Here is a 17,699-nt window from a genome sequence, read left to right as displayed (position 1 = left end):
CCGCCCAGCAGAGCAAGCCCCTCCAGGGGTAAGCTGGTGCCAAGCCGCACGGGAGTGTTCTTGGTCACACTTGAATCGCCTCCGTGCGGCCTTCTGCATACCCGGCCCCTTGTCGATCTTGAGGGTAAACCGGGCGGGCGCACGCACCCCCGGCCCATAGAATGGCCGTCGTGACCGACAACACTCAGCGCCCCGCAAGCGGGCCGAACAGCGCCCCCGAACTGCCGACCCAGTACACGCCGGCCGACGTAGAGGGGACGCTGTACGAGCGCTGGGTAGAGCGCGGTTACTTCGAGGCGGACGCGAAGAGCGACAAGCCCGCGTACACCATCGTCATCCCGCCGCCGAACGTCACTGGTTCCCTCCACCTGGGCCACGCCTTCGAGCACACGCTGATCGATGCCCTCACCCGCCGCAAGCGCATGCAGGGCTACGAGACGTTGTGGCAGCCCGGCATGGACCACGCCGGTATCGCCACCCAGAACGTCGTCGAGCGGGAACTCGCCAAGGAGGGCAAGTCCCGTCACGACCTGGGCCGTGAGGCGTTCGTCGAGCGGGTCTGGCAGTGGAAGGCCGAGTCCGGCGGCCAGATCGCCGGCCAGATGCGGCGCCTGGGCAACGGCGTCGCGTGGAGCCGCGACCGCTTCACCATGGACGAGGGCCTGTCCCGTGCCGTCCAGACCGTCTTCAAGAAGATGTTCGACGACGGCCTGATCTACCGCGCCGAGCGCATCATCAACTGGTGTCCGCGCTGCCTGACGGCCATCTCGGACATCGAGGTCGACTACCAGGACGACGACGGTGAGCTCGTCTCCATCAAGTACGGCGAGGGGGACGACACGGTCGTCGTCGCCACCACGCGTGCGGAGACCATGCTTGGTGACACCGCCGTCGCCGTTCACCCTGACGACGAGCGCTACAAGCACCTCGTCGGCCGACGCATCAAGCTGCCGCTGACGGGCCGTACGATTCCCGTCGTCGCCGACACACACGTCGACCCTGAGTTCGGCACCGGTGCCGTCAAGGTCACGCCCGCCCATGACCCCAACGACTTCGCCATCGGCCAGCGACACGGCCTGGAATCGCTGACCGTCATGGACGAGCGCGGTGTCATCACCGTCCACGGGCCGTTCGAGGGGCTCGACCGTTTCGAGGCGCGCTCCGCGATCGTCGCCGCCCTGCGGGCCGACGGCCGGATCGTCGCCGAGAAGCGGCCGTACGTCCACTCGGTCGGCCACTGCTCGCGCTGCAAGACGACGCTGGAACCGCGACTGTCGCTGCAGTGGTGGGTGAAGGTCGAGCCTCTCGCCAAAGCCGCAGGAGACGCGGTCCGCGACGGTCGGGTGAACATCCATCCCGCCGACCTGTCGCAGCGCTACTTCGACTGGGTCGACAACCTCAACGACTGGTGCATCTCACGGCAGTTGTGGTGGGGCCACCGCATCCCGGTCTGGCACGGCCCGAACGGCGAGACGGTGTGCGTCGGACCCGACGAGCAGCCGCCGAGCGGCGAGGGCTGGGAGCAGGACACTGACGTCCTGGACACCTGGTTCTCGTCCGGCCTGTGGCCCTTCTCCACACTGGGCTGGCCCGAGGAGACCGCGGATCTGGCCAAGTTCTATCCGAACTCGGTCATGGTCACCGGGTACGACCTGATGTTCTTCTGGGTCGCCCGGATGATGATGTTCGGCCTGTACGCGATGGACGGCGAAATCCCGTTCCACACCATCGCCTTCCATGGCATGGTCCGTGACGAGCACGGCAAGAAGATGTCGAAGTCGTTCGGCAACACGGTCAATCCGCTGGACTGGATGGACAAGTACGGCTCCGACGCTCTGCGGTTCACGCTCGCGCGCGGCGCCAACCCCGGTACCGACGTGCCGATCGGCGAGGACTGGGTCCAGGCGTCCCGGAACTTCGCCAACAAGATCTGGAACGCGACACGGTTCGCGATGATGAACGGCGCCACGATCGAGGGCGAGCTGCCCCCGGCCGAACAGCTCTCAGCCACCGACCGCTGGATCCTGTCCCGGCTGAACACTGTCGTGGCCGAGGCGGACGCGTACTACGACGACTACCAGTTCGCGAAGCTCGCCGATGCCCTGTACCACTTCGCGTGGGACGAGGTCTTCGACTGGTACGTCGAGCTGTCCAAGACGACGTTCATGGCCGGCGGCGACGCGGCCAGGGTCTCGGCACGCGTCCTGGGCGAGGTCCTGGACGTCACGCTGCGCCTGCTCCACCCGATCGTTCCCTTCGTGACAGAGACTCTGTGGACCACGCTCACCGCCCGTGAGTCCGTCGTAATCGCCGACTGGCCGACGGACAGCGGGTTCCGCGATGCCGCGGCCGAGGCGGAGATCGAGAGCCTCCAGCAGGTGATCACCGAGGTTCGTCGCTTCCGCTCGGACCAGGGCCTGCAGCCCGGTCAGAAGGTCCCGGCGCGCCTTGACCTGTCGGGTACGCAGCTCGCTGCCCACGAGGCCGCAATCCGCCAGCTGCTCCGGCTCCAGCCCGAGGGTGACGGCTTCAGCGCCACGGCGACCCTCCCGGTCGTCGGCGCCACGGTCGCGCTCGACCTGTCCGGCACGATCGACGTCGCGGCCGAGCGGAAGCGGCTGGCCAAGGACCTTGCCACGGCCGAGAAGGAGAAGGCCCAGGCGGAGGCCAAGCTCGGCAACGAGGCGTTCTTGGCGAAGGCGCCGGACAACGTGGTCGAGAAGATCCGCACCCGTCTCGCGAAGGCCGAAGAGGACATCGTCCGGCTGCAGAACCAGATCAACAGCCTGCCGCCCGCCTAGCAGCCAGACCAGCGGGGAAGCCCCGGACGCATCGTCCGGGGCTCCTTTCATATGGCGGGCACCGCTACGGAATTCCCAAGCCCTCGAAGGGGCTGGACAGGGAGAACTGCCTCTGGCTTGCGACCGTCAGGGCTTGTTCGAGGTCGAACTCGGCCATCCGGATCAGGTCGATGAGCCGGGAAGGCTTCGAGGCGAGGACAAGTCGCGTGATGTCCTCGGCCGTGTCATCGCGGTTGAAGTGGTGCCGAAACAGGTCGAGGTTCTTCTCCACCACCAGCAGGGTCATCTCGAACTCGGAGAACTCGGCGTTGGAGACCCGTCCTGTACGCGAGTGGACCCGGTATTCGTGCAGCGGGCCCGCGATGCACAGGATGTGGTTGGCCTTGCCTCTGCGAAACCGTCCGGCGAGGAGGTTCACGGCGAACGCCCAGTCCCCCCACTTGCGCACGTCCGGGTCGTAGAGACCGCCGTGGATGGCGTCGTCTCGGCGATAGACGATCGAGGTGGGCACGTGGTGCTTGCGCAGGACCAGTTCCTCGCGGCACGGGTAGGAGGAGATGGTGAGTCCGTCGAAGTCGCCGATCATCCGGGACATGGTGTGGGCGAAAGCCACGTGTGGATGCGTCTTGAGTAGCTTGACGGCTCGGTCCGGGTAACTGCCGACCTTGACCAGCTCAGGGGCCGTGGAGAGCCGGTCGTCGGCGTCGAGCTGCATCACGTACTCGAAGGACGCAGCGTTGATGCCGGCGTTCCTGGCGGCATGGTGTCCACTGTGCTCCTGGCGGACGATGCGAACCTCGGCGCGCTCGGCGCACAGTGCGATGGCACGGAGAGTGGGCTGATGGTCGGAGCCGTCATCCACGATCACGAGTTCGTACGGGAACATGTGGGGCTGCTGGATCAGGGACTCCACGGCTTCCACGAGGTAGTCCCCCGAGTTGAAGCAGGGGATGACGAAGCTGATCCCCTCGGGCGTACTCGACTTCACGACCTTCTCCCTGTCTCTGATCCGGCTGCCTGGTTGACGGCGATGACGGTGGCTCGGGTCGCCTCGAAGCAGTTACGCCCGGTTCGGCTGTCCTGTTCCGCGTGCTTGGACCAGAGCAACGTGAGGTTCCAACCGTCGTAGATCCGCTCGATGACGCGTCGGAAGGTGTCGGAGGAGTAGTCGGCCTCCCCCTCGATCCGCAGCGGTCGGCCGTCCGCGGATGTGCGGGTGATGCCTGTGAACACTTCGAGGTAGTGGCAGTTCGGCCCACGCGCGTGAGTGACCGCGCTCGTAAGAAGGGACTCGACGTCGCGTCTCGCGAGGTAGTGCAGGACGTCCTTGGCGACGATGACCCCGAAGTTCTGGTCGATGGTGAAGTTCTCGGCGAGGCACTCCCGAATTTCGATTCGGTGGGCCCAATCTCCCGCGCCATGGGTGCGCTGAAGAAGCGAGTCGCTGGGGATCTGATCGACGGCTACGACGCGGAATCCTGCGCGCGCTAAGGCGATGGTGTAGGTCCCGGCCCCATATCCCAGATCCAGTGCGGTGCGTGGAGTCCCGTCTCCGATGGACTCCAGGATCGTGTTGAACCGCTCCGTTGTGGCGGCCTGAAGGTTCTCCGCGGTGTTACGGCCTCGCAGGATCGCATCCAGGTAGAAGGCATGCACGGATGCCCTCGAAACTGGCTGATTCATGAGGAACTCCTCTGTTGCCTGGTTGATTTGGAGCAGACGGTGCCTAGAAGGGCACCGCGGTCGGGCGCCCAGGGGTGAGCACCGACGAGGCGAGCGCTTCAGTGACCTGCATGGGCCGCAGGTGGCTCGCGAGGGAGCTGCGTTGCTCAGAGCCGCGAAGCCAGTGCTCCATGAGCCGGCGGTTGCTGTCGCTGTGGAACAGCCCGTCGAACGACTCCTCTGACACGTAGTGCTCGCCGGGGAAAAGCGCGGCGTTGGCGCGTGTGGTCACACGGGCGAATGCGTCGATCCCATCCGCACTGACACCGCGGGGGATGTCGTAGCAGTGAACGTGGGTGGAGAAGAGCGTCGACAGCTGGGCTTCCAGATCGACGCTCGACGTCCGGCCGTTGACGTTGTAAAGACCGTCCGGGAGTTCTGCCCAGTCACGGATGGACGGCGTGGTCTGTTCGAAGGACAAGGTCCCGAGCGAGATGGTCCTCCCCGTCACGGCGTCCACGAGGCGGAGCGCGGAGGTCACGTCGGTCTCGCCGAAACGGAAGCCCTGGTCCGAGTCCGCTGACCACAGTGCGTCGGCATCGTGGAACCTGCGGGCGATGGGCTGGGAGAGGCGCATGTACTGGTCGCTCGGGAAGGCGCCGAAGGCACTGACTTCCAGCTTGAGTTGACGCTCGGGGAAGAGCTCCGCGTTGAGCGACAGGATCTGGGTCGCGAGATCCACGTAGTGGTACGCGCCGTGCATCATCATCCCGTAGCCGTACTTGTACGGGTGATCATCGCGGCTCTCGAACTCGCGCTGGAGATTCCACACCCCGCCGGCAGCCCGGAGATGGAAGGACGTCAGGGGCGCCTCCCACCGCTCCATCCGGTCCCTCAGTGAGGCTACGACCTTCTGGTTGTAGATCGGGTGGTACCGGCTCAGCGTCATCACCGAATGCTCCGCTGGAGAATCGGCGGCAACACCGATGAGCTCCTCCATGGTCTTCGTGATGTACGACGGCTTGAACCGGCCGTCGACGACTGGAGCCAACACGGGCTTCTCGACCAGCGAGTTGATGTGGTTCTCCACGCAGAACCTGAGGTATGCCTCGTGAGCCCGTACTTCCGTGGCGATGTACACCTTGGCCGGTACGCCGGGTACTCGCAGGCGTTCGACAGCGGCCGCGATGAGCTCTTGCGGCGTCTCCCGCACTCGGTCGCCGGAATCCGGCAGGTAAACGACTCCGCGCGGCTTCACACTCGCCGCCTGTATGCGCCTTTCGATTTCCGTCCGCTGTGACTCCAGGTCGATGACGGAATAGGAGCCGATGTGGCCGGACTTGATGGCATCGCGAATGCACGGCAGGTACTTGTTGGCGACGATCTCATCGAAACCGATCACGATGAGCTGATGCATGGGTATCACGAGAACACCTTCCTGCTGGCCGAAACCGAATGAATGCCTTGGCCGCTTTTGGGCGCACGCCAGTAGGGGCTGAATTGCGTGAGGCGTGACTGGCCCGAGCTCAACGGCTGGGAGTTCTTTGACTGCAGCCCAGCTCTTCCGGAGCTGCTGCTCAGGGGATGAGGGTTCCGCCCTGTGCCACTGGCCTCAGTGGCACAGGCAGCCTGTTCACAGCCTCAGCCCCGACAGAAAGCTCGCGAGGGACACCGTGACCGTGACCCACTTTGAGCCCACCGCCACGGTATGAGAAGACGATCACTGTGGCGAGGATCAGCAGGACTGCAACATCGACAGTCATTTCGGAGCCTCATTCGATCCCGTACGGGTACTGGAGACCGAGGCGGGTATACGGCGACCGCGTCGGTGTGACCATGACAGCGTTCCTGGCGCGCCCGGAGTATCACGAGCCGTTGCCGGAGCCGTTCATCACGGGCTCATGGCCTGTTGGTCTGACTTTTCAACATCCGCTTACACACGCGCTCATGAGAGGCTGACCTAGGCTCCGGATCATGACCAGAGATGGGCAGGCGGTAGGCGCGGTGGGGAAGAGTCGGCCGGGCTGGCGCCCGGACAGGTTGAGGCAGCAGCGCGAAGCCCACGGCCTGACGCTGGAGGGCGCGGGCGAGCAGCTGCGTGAGGTGGCGCGGGCCGCTGGACTCGCAGTGCCGGCTGCCAACTTTCAGACGCTGTGGCAGCACGAGCAGGGTGAGATATATCCCGGGCCGCACTACCGTCGCGCGTACTGCCTTTTGTATCGCGCGACCGAGCCCGAACTCGGCTTCCGTAATGCCCTGCCTGACGAGGCCAGAAAGCTCAGGTTCACCGCGTCGAACGAGCCGCACAACGGGGCCCACGTGCTGGCCGTGGAGCGCGCGTTGCTTCAGCTCTCGCCGGGAACGGAGGAAACCGACGGGCAGGGGGTACAGCAGCGGATCCTCGACGCCTGGAAGCGCCGTCACACCGGCGGCGACCCGAACAAGCCGACACTGCTGATGGTTGGTGGCTACGCCGGCAGCGGCAAGTCGGAGTTCGCTCGCTTCATATCCCAGCTGACTGGTTGGCCCGTTCTCGACAAGGACCCGATCACGCGTCCCCTCGTCGAACGCCTCCTCATGGAGATGGGCAGCGACCCCAATGACCGGCACACCGACCTCTACCGGGAGAAGGTTCGCCCGCTGGAGTACCAGTGCCTGCTGGAGACCGCATACGCGAACATCGACTGCGCGATCAGCACGGTGCTGAGTGCACCATTCGTCTCCGAGAGCACCGACCCTCGATGGATGGGCCGGCTGATCAATCGCTGCGAAGCGCGCGGCGTCACCGTGGCTGTCGTCTGGATTCAGTGCGACCTCGACACGATGCACGAGTACATCACCTTCCGGTCCGCCGCCCGAGACACCTGGAAACTCCAGAACTGGGACGCATACGCCGCCGGAATCGACCTCGAACTGCGGCCCGTGGTGCCGCATTTGGTCGTCGACAACCGGCTCGGCGCCGCGATATCGCTCACCGACCAGGTGCGCCAGGTCTTCGGCACGGTGTTCCAGTGAGGCAAGGCATCCTGCTGTACGGGCCGCCGGCGGCAGGCAAGGACACGATCACGGCAGCACTGTCCGAACTCGACGAGCGGTACGTGCCATTCACCCGTCTGAAGGTCGGGACCGGGAAAAGCCAGGGCTACCGCATGGGCACACCGGAGCAGCTGGCCACCCTGGAGGCACGCGGCGACGTGATCTACCGCAACGACCGGTACGGCAACACCTATGTTGTCGACCGCCATGGCCTCGACCAGGTCATGGCGGGTGGCAGGACTCCCGTCGTCCACCTGGGCCAGATGGAGGGGGTGGAGCAGGTAACCGCCCTGTTCCCGGCGCACTGGGTGCGCGTACTGCTGTGGTGCTCGAAGGAGGCCACCGCCCGACGCTCACCGCAGCGAGGAGACACCGACACGGCTGCTCGCCTTGCCGCGTGGGACGCCACTCGGGCCGATCTTGCAGGTCATCCACAGGCTCAATGGGAGTTGCGAGTGGACACGGATGTGACGGCGCCTCGTGAGGCCGCACAGAGGATCGACGACATCGTTTGCGCCACGTCACCTCGTTCCTGACGGCTGCGCGGTCAGCGACCCGGCGCTCGCTCCCCACTCGACTCGGGTGGTTCAGTCACCTTCGACACGCAAGGCTTGCAATGCTTCAGCGATCTCCAGGTGTTCGTCCCTTCTGCTGTCCCATCGGGCAAGTGTCGCGGCGGCGGCGCGCATGAGTTCGTCAGGCAACCCGGCATCAGCGAGCAGAGCCGCCGCGTCTTCAACCTCCGGGCCCCAACGCCAGGCGCGGGCAGCGGTCTTGGGTATGTAGTCGGTCTCCACGAGGTAGCTGCGGGTCCGCTTGGCCGCGATCTCCAGTAGCTCGTCCGCGACACCGTACGAGTCCGCCGCTCCGTACGCGACGGCCGCCAGCACGCGGGAGACCTTCTGGTAGCTGCAGTACGCGAGCTTGAGTGCGGAAGCTTTCCCGATGCCTTCACCCAGAACGTGGGTCCGCACATCGGATCCGGCGAAGAGTTCAGCGATCCGCTCCGCCTGCTTGCGGGGGCCGGACAGATAGAGCGTCGGGTACTTGCCACCCACCGGAGGCGAGCCGACCACGGCGGCATCGATGACCAGCGTCGGGGCCAGACTCTCGGCGATGCGCTGCACGCGCGAAGGCGAGATGGCGTTCGCTTCGACATAGATCGTGCCCGCGCGGGCCCTACCGACCTCAGCCGCCTGGGCAGCAGTCTCCTCCGCCGCGGCGGGAGGACAAAGCGAGAACAGGACGTCGCAGCGGGAGACAAGCTCGGGCAGCGCCTCTGCTTGGAGGTCCGCGTGTTCGGCCCGGCGGTGGGTTGCGTCGCTGCGTCCGTCGGGGCACCACAGGACGACGTGGCCTCGGGCGCGCAGCTGGGCGCCGAAGGCCGATCCCATGCTGCCGGGGTGCAGCAGCCCGACGGTGTACGTCATGTCGTTGTCCTTGCCTGGCCGGAGGAGTGCAGTAGAAGCAGGTCGATGGCAGCGCGTACATGCGGCACAGTGTGGTCCGGACCGGGATCGTCCGGCGGCCAGTAACGTTGGTTCTCGACCCAGATGGTGCTCAGCCCCGCGGAGCGTCCACCGCCGATGTCGTTGACCGGGTTGTCGCCGACCATCCACCCGCCGTTGCCCAGCACGGTGCCGCAGCGCGCCGCAGCCAGGGCGAAGTGCCGGATCTGCGGTTTGCGTGCATCGGCCTCCCCAGAGACGAAGACACCGTCCGCCCGCTCGGCAATTCCGGTGGCCTGCAGTTTGGCGCACTGGATGTCCACCGCACCGTTGGTCGCTATCCCCACTCGCCAACCGGCGCCACGCAGCTCGTCCAAGCCGTCGAGGACCTCGGCTCGACACGACACCAATGCCGCCATGTCGGCGCAGTACGCGCGCCACAGCGGGCCTTGCCCCTGAGGAGTGGACACCTGTTCGTGTCGTTATGCGGCGAGTGTGATGGTAGCTGACCTCTGTTCGTAGGCGATCGGTGCCTGTTGTCCGTTCGCCGAGTGTCGTCGGCGGGTGTTGTAGCGGGTGGTCCAGCGGAAGACCGCCAGGCGGCAGGCACGGGCCCCGTCGTAGCGGCGAGCGCCCCGGAGCGTCTCGCGTTTGAGGGCCGCGTTGAACGACTCGGCGAGTGCGTTGTCCGCGCTCGTGCCGACTGCGCCCATGGACTGCCGCACCCCCAACTCGGCGCAGACGCCAGCGAATTCGCGAGAGGTGTACTGGGCTCCGTGATCGCTGTGGAACACGGCTCCGGCCAGGCTGCCGCGGGTGCGCCCGGCGGCCCTGAGCGCGTCGGTGACCAGTTCGGTGCGCATGTGGTCGGCGATCGACCAGCCCACCAGGCGGCGCGAGAAGCAGTCGATCACCGTCGCCAGATACAGGAACTCGCCGTCGCCCACCGGCAGGTAGGTGATGTCGCCGACGTATTTGGTGTTCGGCACGCTCGCGGTGAAGTCGCGCCGGAACAGATCGGCCACCGGTGTGGCGGACGGTTCGGGCACGGTGGTGACCTGGCGCCTGCGCAGCCGCAGCCCGGCGATGCCGAACTTCCGCATCACCCGCCCGACGCGCTTGTGGTTCACACGCTCGCCCTCATCGCGCAGCTCGGCGGTGATCCGGGGGCGACCGTAGGTGCCGTCCCACTCCGCGTGCACGGCCCGGATCCGCTCGGCAAGCACGGCATCGGCCCGCTCGCGCGCGGCGCGGGCCTCGCGGCCGGCCCGCCACTTGTAGAAGCTGGAGCGAGCCACCTCCAGCACCTGGCACAACCGCTTCACGCCCCAGGCGTGGTGGTGGTCCTCAATGAACTGGCAGCGGTTCACCAGGTCATCTCTTGTGCGAAAAACTTCGTCGCCTTGCGCAGGATGTCACGCTCGGTGGCCAGTTTCTGCATGTCCTTGCGCACCGCCGCCAGCTCCCGGCGCAGGGCCTCGTTCTCGGCCTGAAGCTCCTCGGCCGTCGGCGGGGAATCCACCGTGTTCTTCTCCGTGCTCGTGCTCGTCGTGCTACCCCCGCCATGGCGGGCCCGCTCGGCCCGGACCCAGTTACGCAGCGTCTCCCGGCTGATTCCCAGATCCTTGCCGATGCCCTCGAAGGTGTGGCTCGGGTCCGACAGGTACAGCGCGACAGCGTCCGCCTTGAACTCGGGCGAGTAGACCTTCATCACCATAAGAGATCCCTCCTACCCGGCCCCTGCCGGGGCCGGGCTCAGAGGTGTCCACCACTCGGGGACAGGTCCCAGCTCCACAGTCGACATGGACAGCCGGTACCGGTTGCGGATCAAATCAAAGGTGGACGGATAAGCCCTCTCGGCAACCATGCCCAAGATGTACTTCTGCTCCTCGCCCTCCAGACCATGCCGCGTGGCGAACTCGACGGCCCATTCAGCGAGCGTCTTCTGTCGGTCCACGAGGGTGTTGTCCAGGTCGAAGAGAACAAGCAACCGCATATCCCGCACCTTAGTTCGCCTCACCCCCCCTCGTCCGCAACGATCCTCTCCCAGTACGCCTCACCCGCAACCGCATCCGCCACCGACGCATGAATCTCGAACACCTTGTCCAGCCCAGTGATGCGGAAGATCCGGAGAATGCGGTCCGAGGCGATGACCAGGCGGAACGAGCCGTCCCGCGTACGCAGGCGGTTCTGGGCGCCGATCAGGGCTCCTAAGCCCGTCGAGTCCAGGAACTCCACCTCGCGGAGGTCGGCGATGATGTGTGATGCGCCGGCGTCGACGAGTTCGAGGATCGCCTCGCGCAGCTTCGGTGCGGTGTAGACGTCGATCTCGCCGCCGACCCTCAGCACGGCTCCGTCCTTCCCCGCGGTCACGGGTTCCAGGTGAAAGTCCTGCACTGCTGCCTCCGTTGCTCGGAATCATCGACAGGCGTACGTCGCCACACGTCACTCGCGCCATCTCGCGCACCATCCCGCGTCATCGCTTGAAGTGACAGCGAAAGCCCTGCAATGACGGTAGGAGCCCGTGCAGCGTCCGTCAATCCTGGGATTAATCTGTCATTCTGGGGAATGACACGGCGGCAACGGTGAAGAGAGGGCGGCATGAGAGTCGAGGAAGCCATCGGGCGGCAGATCGCGCGGTTGCGGGAGGCCCGGCGGATGTCGCTCGCCGAGTTGGGTGAGGCGGTGGGCCGGTATCTGGGCAGGCCGTGGAGTCGGCAGGCGGTTCACCAGGCCGAGCGCGGGCGTCGCTCGTTCACGGCGACCGAGCTGACCGCCCTCGCGCTGGCCCTCGACACCTCGATTCCGGCGCTGCTCGTCGCGGACAGCGGCGAGGAACCGATCGAACTGCCCGGCAGAGCCGTCTCCCCCGAGGAGTACCGCGCGGTTCTCCTGCACGCGGACAAGGACATCCCGTTGGACGGCGTGGAGGAGTTGATCGTCGCTCTGCATGACATCGAACAGGTGCTGTCCCGGCCCGTCCTGGTCCGGCTGGCGAAGATCGGACGGGTGGCCGAGCAGTTCGACGCCGCTCAGGGAACGGACGGCACCAGACCGGCCGAACCGCCGGCCGCGCCGCCCGAGGACCCGCGGTGAAGCCCGGCTACCACAGAGGTTTACCCGGACATCAACCACCCGTTTGACGCCCTCCCCGCTGCTCCGAGTCCACACTCCTGACGTCGGCCAAGCGGCCGCGACGGGTGGGAAACGGGAGGGCGGGCAAGATGACCAGTCACAAAGACAGGGCCGAGGCGCGGACATGGGCGAGGACCGGATCCGGTGCGGGCAGGAGCGTACAGTCCGGCCGAAGGGTGCTACGGCGTGGGCTGCTCGCGACGGCGCTCATCGTCGGCACGCTGTGCGGCGCGACCACGGCCGGTATGACCGGACCGGCAGCCGCCGCCCCGGGCATGCCCACCGCTCCCGCCGCGAACAAGTGCGCCCACAAGGAGACCTTCCAGAACTTCAGCGGTCTCAGGTACATGAACGACGCGGGCTACGGCGGCAAGGGCTCCTGGGTGATCACTTCGCAGACCTCGGGAAGCCCTCAGAAGAACGAGGTGTGGTGCATCGAGAAGGCGGCCCAGGGCGGCGTCTACTTCCACCCTTCGTTCAACACGAGCCTGTGCATGGACGTCCCGGGCGGCAAGTACAAGAGCGGGGTCGGCCTGGTGATCTGGACCTGCAACGGCCGTAAGAACCAGCGCTTCAGCACCTACACCACAAACAACCGGTACCCCGGAACCGGCGGACTGTTCATCAACCCGGTCGCCAACAGTTCGATCTACGTGAACCTCACGGGCAGCGGCTACGACACGCAGGTGAAGCTCGGCGGACCGAAGTACCCGGAAAGCCTCTGGGAGTGAGCATGAGGGGGCGGAGCACCACACCCCCGTTCAGGGCATGTCCAGTTGGGGCAGGCGGAAGAAGCCGGCTATCGCCTCCACCGTCCGCTCCTCGTCGTCCTCCCGGTCCAGGTCCGCCTCCGGCCCGACCAGACGCGCCTCCGCGAGCGCGGGCCGCAGCAGGTCCGGGTCCTCGCCCCACGGGTCCCGTAGGTTCTCGAAGCTGAAGCCGGTGATCAGCCGGCCGTCGCGGTAGTACGAGAACCACGGGCCGTGGGCCTTCGCGACACACGGCTCGGTCACGAAGACGGCGAGTTCGCCGCCGGCCGCACACAGCGGGCCGTAGTCGGCCTCGCTGTAGTCGTCGTCGTTCCAGCCGAACAGGTCGTGCAGGATGACGCTCCAGTCGGAGCCCTTGCCGTACGCGAGGGGTACGCGGCGCTGGCCCAGGAGGCCCTGGGTGAGGGTGTCCGTGGTCAGGCCGCGGAAGAAGACGACGTTGGTCTCCTCGTGGTGCGGCAGAGCGCGGTGGATCCAGTGGGGTCGCGATGGCGATTGCGTCATGTCCGAACCGTAGAAGACACCACTGACATCGAGGTCGCGCCACCCACGCATCGCGCGGTTGTCGCCGCCCCTCGGGCTCCTCTTGCCGCAGCCTCTCGGGGGCCCCTTGCCGCAGCCCCTCGGGCGCCCCTTGCCGCATCCCCTCGGGGCGCCCCTCTCGGCGTGCCAAGTGGCGGCTCTATCCGCGCCGACCGCCCGGGTCCACCCTCCCCCACTGCCCCCGATGGATCACATCCCCCATCCCCCGCCGCCGTTCCGCGATCCGGGCGCTCTGTGCGGGCGCGTCCTCCGCGCGGTATCCGACGGTGATTCCGCCGATCGGGTCGTACTCCTCCGGCACCCCGAACTCCGCCCGGAACGGCTGGAGATGTTCCGGCATGATGCCGAAGAAGCAGGCACCGAGGCCCTCGTCGACGGCGGTCAGCAGCATCAGCAGGGCCGCCATGCCGGTGTCGATGTGCCAGTACGGGGCGGGCCAGCGCGCCTCGGCGCGGTCCTCCCACCCTTTGTCCGGCTCGGCGTAACGCGCCAGATAGGCGGCCTTGTGAGCCAGCGGTACGACGACCAGCGGAGCGTCCTGCATGGTCGGCGTCTTCTCGACCCGGGTGGGGACGAACGGCCAGAAGCGGGCGCGGTCGGCCGGGTCGGTGAGGGCGAGAAACGCCCAGCCCTGGGAGAAGCCGGCCGAGGGCGCTCGTAGGGCGGAGGCGAGGATGCGCTCGATCACCTCCGGGGCCAGGGGCTTGTCGGAGTAGTGCCGGATCATGCGGCGACGACGGACCACCTCGGAGAATTCCATGTCAGCCGATGCTGCCATCAACTCCGGATACTTCCCATCAACGTGCGTACGAGGAGGGGTCGTTCAGCCGCTGAAGCAGTTCCAGCAACGCGGCCCGGTCCGGCTCCCCCAGCCCCGCGAAGCACTCCGCCAGGACCTCGTCCGCCACCGCGTGCCCCGCCTCCAGCACTCGCTCCCCGGCCGCGGTGAGGTGATGCTCGATCCGCCGCCCCCGTCCCGGCCGCCGGTCGACCAGACTCTGCCCGGCCAGCCGCCCCACCAGGGTCCCGAAGGCCTGCTCGGTCTGGAAGGTGGCGGCGGCCAGCTCGCGCGCCGAGGCGCCGGGGCTACGGCTGATCGCGCGCAGGGCGTCCCACTGCGCGAGGGTCGTCCCGACCGTCGCCAACGCGCCGTCCAGCGCCCGGTGTTGGCGGTACTGGGCCTGCTTCACCGCGCGGCCGAGAAGCTGGAGCTGAATATGCGGGTCGCCGTGCATGAACCCAGTCTACCTCCACAACACAACTAGCTTATATAAAGATGTTTAGTTACACTCCCTCCATGACCACTACCCCCGCCACCGCCCGCACCGCGTCCACGACCACACCCACGCCCCGCCGCCCCGTCCTCGTCCTGCACGGCGGCGGAGGCCCCGCCACCGTCGCCGGCCTGGTCCAGCACCTCACCCGGCCCGACACCCAGGTGCTGGCCCCGGTCCACCCCGGCTGGGACGGCACCCCGCTCCCCGACTGGTGCACCGGCATCGACGACCTCGCCCTCACCTACCTCCACCTCCTGGAGGACGAGAACCTCACGGACGTACTCGTCATCGGCTCCTCGCTCGGCGGATGGATCGCCGCGGAGATGGCCGTACGGGACACCGCGCACCGCATCAGCGGACTGGTCCTGATCAATGCCGTAGGGGTGTACGTCGACTCCGAGCCGATCACCGACTTCTTCGCCCTCGACCCACGCGCCGCCGCCGAGCACTCGTGGCACGACCCGGACCGCTACCACATCGACCCGACGACCCTCCCCGCCGCCGAACTCGCCCGCCGCCAGGGCAACATGACCACGATGCGCACCCTCGCCGGCGACCCGAACATGCACGACCCGAAGCTGCTGCACCGGCTGGGCCGGGTACGGCAGCCCGCCCTCCTCGTGTGGGGAGAGAGCGACCGGATCGTCACCCCGGCCTACGGCGCCGCGTACGCGAAGGCCTTCGGCGACGGCCGGCTGGAAGTCGTCCCCGAGGCGGGTCACCTTCCGCACATCGAGCGGCCCGAGGCGACGTACGACCTGATCGACACCCATCTGCGCCGGACGGCCCCCCTCCCCCTTCCGTGACCGTGCGGCGCCGGCATTAGCCTCGGAGCAGCTCATTCGGTTCACAGGTGTGGAGGCAGACATGGCCAGGGTTCCCAGTGCGGTGGTCGCCGCGACCGGGCTCGTCGGTGGGTACGGCGTGGCCCGCTGGACCAGGAAGCGGCAGCTGGGCGGGGCGGTGCTGGCCGTCGCCGGGGCCGCGGCCGCTCAGCAGTGGCGGGAGCGGGCGAGCGGGAAGGCGGCCGGGGCGCTGACGGTCGCGTATGTCGCCGCGTTCGCGGGATCGCATCCGCTGGCGAAGAAGGTGGGCGCCTGGCCGGCGGTGTTCGGGGTGGCCGGGGCGGTCGCGGCGGCGTCGTGGGCGGTGGCCGACCGCAGGGCCTGAAGGGACCCGCCGGGTGGCCGTGTTTTCGTTATCGGGCCGGCGCAGGTCCGTCTCCTGAGCATGCATACGACACGACGGATCAGCCGCCGCACCCTGCTCAAGGCGACGGGCGCCGCGGCCGGAGCCGTAGGCATCGCCACCGCCACCGGGGCCGGCCCCGCCCACGCGGCGGGCGGCACCTTCGCGCACCCCGGTCTTCTGCACACCGGCGCCGACCTGGCCCGGATGGCGAGCAAGGTGAAGGCGGGCGCCGCTCCCTACACCGCCGGGTACGCGAAGCTGACCGCCAACCGGCATGCGCAGAGCGGCTGGAGGCCCAACCCGCAACCGGTCGTCTACCGCGGCGCGGGCAGCCCGCAGAACTACGCCGTCCTCTACAACGACCTCCACGCCGCGTACCAGAACGCCCTGCGTTACCACGTCAGCGGCGAGGCCGCCCACGCCGACACCGCCGTGGCGATCCTCAACGCATGGTCCGCGAAGCTGAGTTCACTCCAGGGATCGGCCGACCGCTTTCTCGCCGCCGGTCTCTACGGCTACCAGGCCACCAACGCCGCCGAACTGGTCCGCACCCACCCCGACTTCGCCCTCTCCCGCTTCCAGGAGATGCTCACGAAGGTCTTCTCGCCCCTCAGCGACGACTTCCTCGTCCACCACAACAACGCGGTCGTCACCAACTACTGGACCAACTGGGACCTCGCCGCCATGGCCTGCGTCCTCGCCACCGGCATCTTCTGCGACGACCGGGCCCAAGTCGCCCGCGCCGTCGACTACTTCAAGCACGGAGCGGGCCTCGGCTCGATCAAGAACGCGATTCCCGTCGTGTACGACGACGGACTCGGCGAATGGCTGGAGGCCGGCCGCGACCAGGGGCACGCGCTGCTCGGCGTCGGGCTCATGGGCACGTTCTGCGAGATGGCGTGGAACCAGGGGATCGACCTGTACGGCTACGACGACAGCCGGTTCCTCAAGGGGGCGCAGTATGTCGCCAAGTGGGCCATGGGCGGAGGAGTTCCCTACACCGCCAACACCCGTCGCAAGGGAGCGATCGGGGGGTGGTCCGGCTCCGAGACGGCCGGCGCGGCGGCTTCCGTGGATCCCGCCATGACGCGGCCCATCTGGGCGATGATCGCCAACCACTACACCAAGCGGCGGGGGCTGTCGGCGACGTATCTCACCCGGATCGCCGCCAAGTCCGCGCCCGAGGGTGGGGGTGGGGACTACGGGCCCAACAGCGGGGGCTACGACCAACTCGGCTTCGGCACACTGGCGTTCACCCGGGACAGGACGCCGCGGGCAGCCGCGCCCGCTCCTTCCAGCGCGGCGCCTTCAACCACACCCGCGTCGGGCGCCGTATCGGCCCCACCCTCAGGGTCCGACCTTGCGGCCACGGGTTCCGGCGAGGTCGTCGGCTGGGCCGCGGCCGCGGGGATCACGAGCGTCGCGGGAGGGTTGCTTCTGCTGCGGCGACGGGCTGGGGGGCGGTCGTAGGGCGGGTGCGGCGCCGTCGTGGCCGGTCGCGCAGTTCCCCGCGCCCCTGAAAAACATGCCGGCGCCCGGCGTTGCCATGGGCCGTCGGCCTCGTGCATCACAGTGCGGCGCCGTCGTGGCTGGTCGCGCAGTTCCCCGCGCCCCTGAAAGGCGTGCCGGTGGGCGGCGTTGCCATGTGCCGTCGGTCCTGCGCGCCTGAAAGGCAGGGCGTGCAGGCGCCCTCGGGCAGAAGGCCATGTGGGCTTGGGCGTCGTGCAGGCGCGTACGGCGGGGAGGGGACGGGACGGGGGGTGTCCGCCCGCAGCGGCGGGCGTCCGGCGCCGGTGCGTTCTCGAGCTGGCAGTGGCGCCCGACCGAGGACGGATA

19 protein-coding genes are annotated in these 17,699 nt (G+C 67.7%); 8 read left to right on the top strand and 11 right to left on the bottom strand.

The annotated features are described in order from the left end of the window. Positions 1–170 precede the first annotated feature (170 nt). Positions 171–2,801, top strand: a complete 2,631-nt coding sequence (locus ABZT17_RS27985) for a valine--tRNA ligase (RefSeq protein ID WP_356352561.1) — start codon at positions 171–173, stop codon at positions 2,799–2,801. 64 nt (positions 2,802–2,865) lie between these two features. Here the strand turns inward: ABZT17_RS27985 and ABZT17_RS27980 are convergent, their stop codons facing one another. From ABZT17_RS27980 to ABZT17_RS27970, 3 genes are all read right to left on the bottom strand, one after another. Then, positions 2,866–3,789, bottom strand: coding sequence for a glycosyltransferase family A protein (locus ABZT17_RS27980; protein ID WP_356352560.1), 924 nt, complete (start codon positions 3,787–3,789; stop codon positions 2,866–2,868). After that, complete coding sequence (locus ABZT17_RS27975) at positions 3,786–4,457, bottom strand: class I SAM-dependent methyltransferase (protein WP_356352558.1); 672 nt, start codon at positions 4,455–4,457, stop codon at positions 3,786–3,788. Before ABZT17_RS27975 ends, ABZT17_RS27980 begins: the two co-directional genes overlap by 4 nt. A gap of 70 nt (positions 4,458–4,527) precedes the next feature. Next, on the bottom strand, positions 4,528–5,880 hold the full coding sequence (locus ABZT17_RS27970; RefSeq protein WP_356352556.1) for a hypothetical protein: 1,353 nt from the start codon (positions 5,878–5,880) through the stop codon (positions 4,528–4,530). Between the two features lie 557 nt (positions 5,881–6,437). On the opposite strand from ABZT17_RS27970, the gene ABZT17_RS27965 reads away from it, so the two are divergent. After that, on the top strand, positions 6,438–7,478 hold the full coding sequence (locus ABZT17_RS27965; RefSeq protein WP_356352554.1) for an AAA family ATPase: 1,041 nt from the start codon (positions 6,438–6,440) through the stop codon (positions 7,476–7,478). Beyond that, on the top strand, positions 7,475–8,035 hold the full coding sequence (locus ABZT17_RS27960; protein WP_356352552.1) for a guanylate kinase: 561 nt from the start codon (positions 7,475–7,477) through the stop codon (positions 8,033–8,035). The genes ABZT17_RS27965 and ABZT17_RS27960 overlap by 4 nt, the downstream gene beginning before the upstream one ends. Positions 8,036–8,086: 51 nt before the next feature. Here the strand turns inward: ABZT17_RS27960 and ABZT17_RS27955 are convergent, their stop codons facing one another. From ABZT17_RS27955 to ABZT17_RS27935, 5 genes are all read right to left on the bottom strand, one after another. Next, positions 8,087–8,929 carry a DUF1932 domain-containing protein gene (locus ABZT17_RS27955; RefSeq protein ID WP_356352550.1) on the bottom strand — a complete coding sequence of 281 codons (843 nt, stop codon included), beginning with the start codon at positions 8,927–8,929 and terminating at the stop codon, positions 8,087–8,089. Next, positions 8,926–9,417: an HAD family hydrolase gene (locus ABZT17_RS27950; RefSeq protein WP_356352548.1), complete on the bottom strand. Its 492-nt coding sequence runs from the start codon at positions 9,415–9,417 to the stop codon at positions 8,926–8,928. Before ABZT17_RS27950 ends, ABZT17_RS27955 begins: the two co-directional genes overlap by 4 nt. A 12-nt stretch (positions 9,418–9,429) precedes the next feature. Continuing rightward, positions 9,430–10,664, bottom strand: a protein-coding gene (locus ABZT17_RS27945) for an IS3 family transposase (protein ID WP_356352546.1) whose coding sequence is annotated in 2 segments (ribosomal slippage) — positions 9,430–10,340 and positions 10,340–10,664 — 1,236 coding nt in all. Because the reading frame shifts where the segments join, the coding sequence is not laid out codon by codon here. Positions 10,665–10,676: 12 nt separating this feature from the next. Next, positions 10,677–10,943 carry a hypothetical protein gene (locus ABZT17_RS27940; RefSeq protein ID WP_356352544.1) on the bottom strand — a complete coding sequence of 89 codons (267 nt, stop codon included), beginning with the start codon at positions 10,941–10,943 and terminating at the stop codon, positions 10,677–10,679. A gap of 20 nt (positions 10,944–10,963) precedes the next feature. After that, positions 10,964–11,329 carry an STAS domain-containing protein gene (locus ABZT17_RS27935; protein ID WP_356352634.1) on the bottom strand — a complete coding sequence of 122 codons (366 nt, stop codon included), beginning with the start codon at positions 11,327–11,329 and terminating at the stop codon, positions 10,964–10,966. A 219-nt stretch (positions 11,330–11,548) separates the two neighbouring features. On the opposite strand from ABZT17_RS27935, the gene ABZT17_RS27930 reads away from it, so the two are divergent. Together ABZT17_RS27930 and ABZT17_RS27925 are read left to right on the top strand one after the other, a co-directional pair. Continuing rightward, on the top strand, positions 11,549–12,043 hold the full coding sequence (locus ABZT17_RS27930; protein ID WP_356352543.1) for a helix-turn-helix transcriptional regulator: 495 nt from the start codon (positions 11,549–11,551) through the stop codon (positions 12,041–12,043). Positions 12,044–12,171: 128 nt separating this feature from the next. Continuing rightward, positions 12,172–12,813 carry a hypothetical protein gene (locus ABZT17_RS27925; RefSeq protein WP_356352541.1) on the top strand — a complete coding sequence of 214 codons (642 nt, stop codon included), beginning with the start codon at positions 12,172–12,174 and terminating at the stop codon, positions 12,811–12,813. Positions 12,814–12,843: 30 nt separating this feature from the next. On the opposite strand, the gene ABZT17_RS27920 is transcribed toward ABZT17_RS27925, so the two are convergent. From ABZT17_RS27920 to ABZT17_RS27910, 3 genes are all read right to left on the bottom strand, one after another. Next, positions 12,844–13,356: a hypothetical protein gene (locus ABZT17_RS27920; RefSeq protein WP_356352539.1), complete on the bottom strand. Its 513-nt coding sequence runs from the start codon at positions 13,354–13,356 to the stop codon at positions 12,844–12,846. 178 nt (positions 13,357–13,534) lie between these two features. Beyond that, entirely contained in the window at positions 13,535–14,155 is a 621-nt protein-coding gene (locus tag ABZT17_RS27915; RefSeq protein ID WP_356352537.1) for a nitroreductase family protein, read from the bottom strand. 37 nt (positions 14,156–14,192) lie between these two features. Beyond that, the gene (locus tag ABZT17_RS27910) at positions 14,193–14,630 is read right to left on the bottom strand and encodes a MarR family winged helix-turn-helix transcriptional regulator (protein WP_356352535.1); all 438 of its coding nucleotides are present in this window, start codon (positions 14,628–14,630) and stop codon (positions 14,193–14,195) included. 62 nt (positions 14,631–14,692) lie between these two features. On the opposite strand from ABZT17_RS27910, the gene ABZT17_RS27905 reads away from it, so the two are divergent. The 3 genes from ABZT17_RS27905 (at position 14,693) to ABZT17_RS27895 (ending at position 17,333) form a co-directional block, all read left to right on the top strand. Then, positions 14,693–15,478, top strand: coding sequence for an alpha/beta fold hydrolase (locus tag ABZT17_RS27905; RefSeq protein ID WP_356352533.1), 786 nt, complete (start codon positions 14,693–14,695; stop codon positions 15,476–15,478). 61 nt (positions 15,479–15,539) lie between these two features. Beyond that, a complete protein-coding gene (locus tag ABZT17_RS27900) occupies positions 15,540–15,842 on the top strand; it encodes a hypothetical protein (protein ID WP_356352531.1) in 303 nt (100 codons plus the stop codon). A gap of 60 nt (positions 15,843–15,902) precedes the next feature. Beyond that, positions 15,903–17,333, top strand: a complete 1,431-nt coding sequence (locus tag ABZT17_RS27895) for an alginate lyase family protein (RefSeq protein WP_356352529.1) — start codon at positions 15,903–15,905, stop codon at positions 17,331–17,333. The last annotated feature ends 366 nt before the right edge of the window (positions 17,334–17,699 follow it).

The sequence above is a fragment of the Streptomyces sp. NPDC005648 genome, from assembly GCF_040605395.1.
GTDB lineage: Bacteria > Actinomycetota > Actinomycetes > Streptomycetales > Streptomycetaceae > Streptomyces.
The sequence above is the reverse complement of the archived record's forward strand: the minus strand, read 5'-3'. Positions and strand labels throughout refer to the sequence as shown.

Bases quoted from the DNA above. Each gene is read 5' to 3' on its own strand.
- ABZT17_RS27970 (WP_356352556.1), bottom strand. From the start codon at position 5,880: ATGCATCAGCTCATCGTGATCGGTTTCGATGAGATCGTCGCCAACAAG.
- ABZT17_RS27965 (WP_356352554.1), top strand. From the start codon at position 6,438: ATGACCAGAGATGGGCAGGCGGTAGGCGCGGTGGGGAAGAGTCGGCCG.
- ABZT17_RS27955 (WP_356352550.1), bottom strand. From the start codon at position 8,929: ATGACGTACACCGTCGGGCTGCTGCACCCCGGCAGCATGGGATCGGCC.
- ABZT17_RS27940 (WP_356352544.1), bottom strand. From the start codon at position 10,943: ATGCGGTTGCTTGTTCTCTTCGACCTGGACAACACCCTCGTGGACCGA.
- ABZT17_RS27930 (WP_356352543.1), top strand. From the start codon at position 11,549: ATGAGAGTCGAGGAAGCCATCGGGCGGCAGATCGCGCGGTTGCGGGAG.
- ABZT17_RS27925 (WP_356352541.1), top strand. From the start codon at position 12,172: ATGACCAGTCACAAAGACAGGGCCGAGGCGCGGACATGGGCGAGGACC.
- ABZT17_RS27920 (WP_356352539.1), bottom strand. From the start codon at position 13,356: ATGACGCAATCGCCATCGCGACCCCACTGGATCCACCGCGCTCTGCCG.
- ABZT17_RS27915 (WP_356352537.1), bottom strand. From the start codon at position 14,155: ATGGAATTCTCCGAGGTGGTCCGTCGTCGCCGCATGATCCGGCACTAC.
- ABZT17_RS27910 (WP_356352535.1), bottom strand. From the start codon at position 14,630: ATGCACGGCGACCCGCATATTCAGCTCCAGCTTCTCGGCCGCGCGGTG.
- ABZT17_RS27905 (WP_356352533.1), top strand. From the start codon at position 14,693: ATGACCACTACCCCCGCCACCGCCCGCACCGCGTCCACGACCACACCC.
- ABZT17_RS27900 (WP_356352531.1), top strand. From the start codon at position 15,540: ATGGCCAGGGTTCCCAGTGCGGTGGTCGCCGCGACCGGGCTCGTCGGT.
- ABZT17_RS27895 (WP_356352529.1), top strand. From the start codon at position 15,903: ATGCATACGACACGACGGATCAGCCGCCGCACCCTGCTCAAGGCGACG.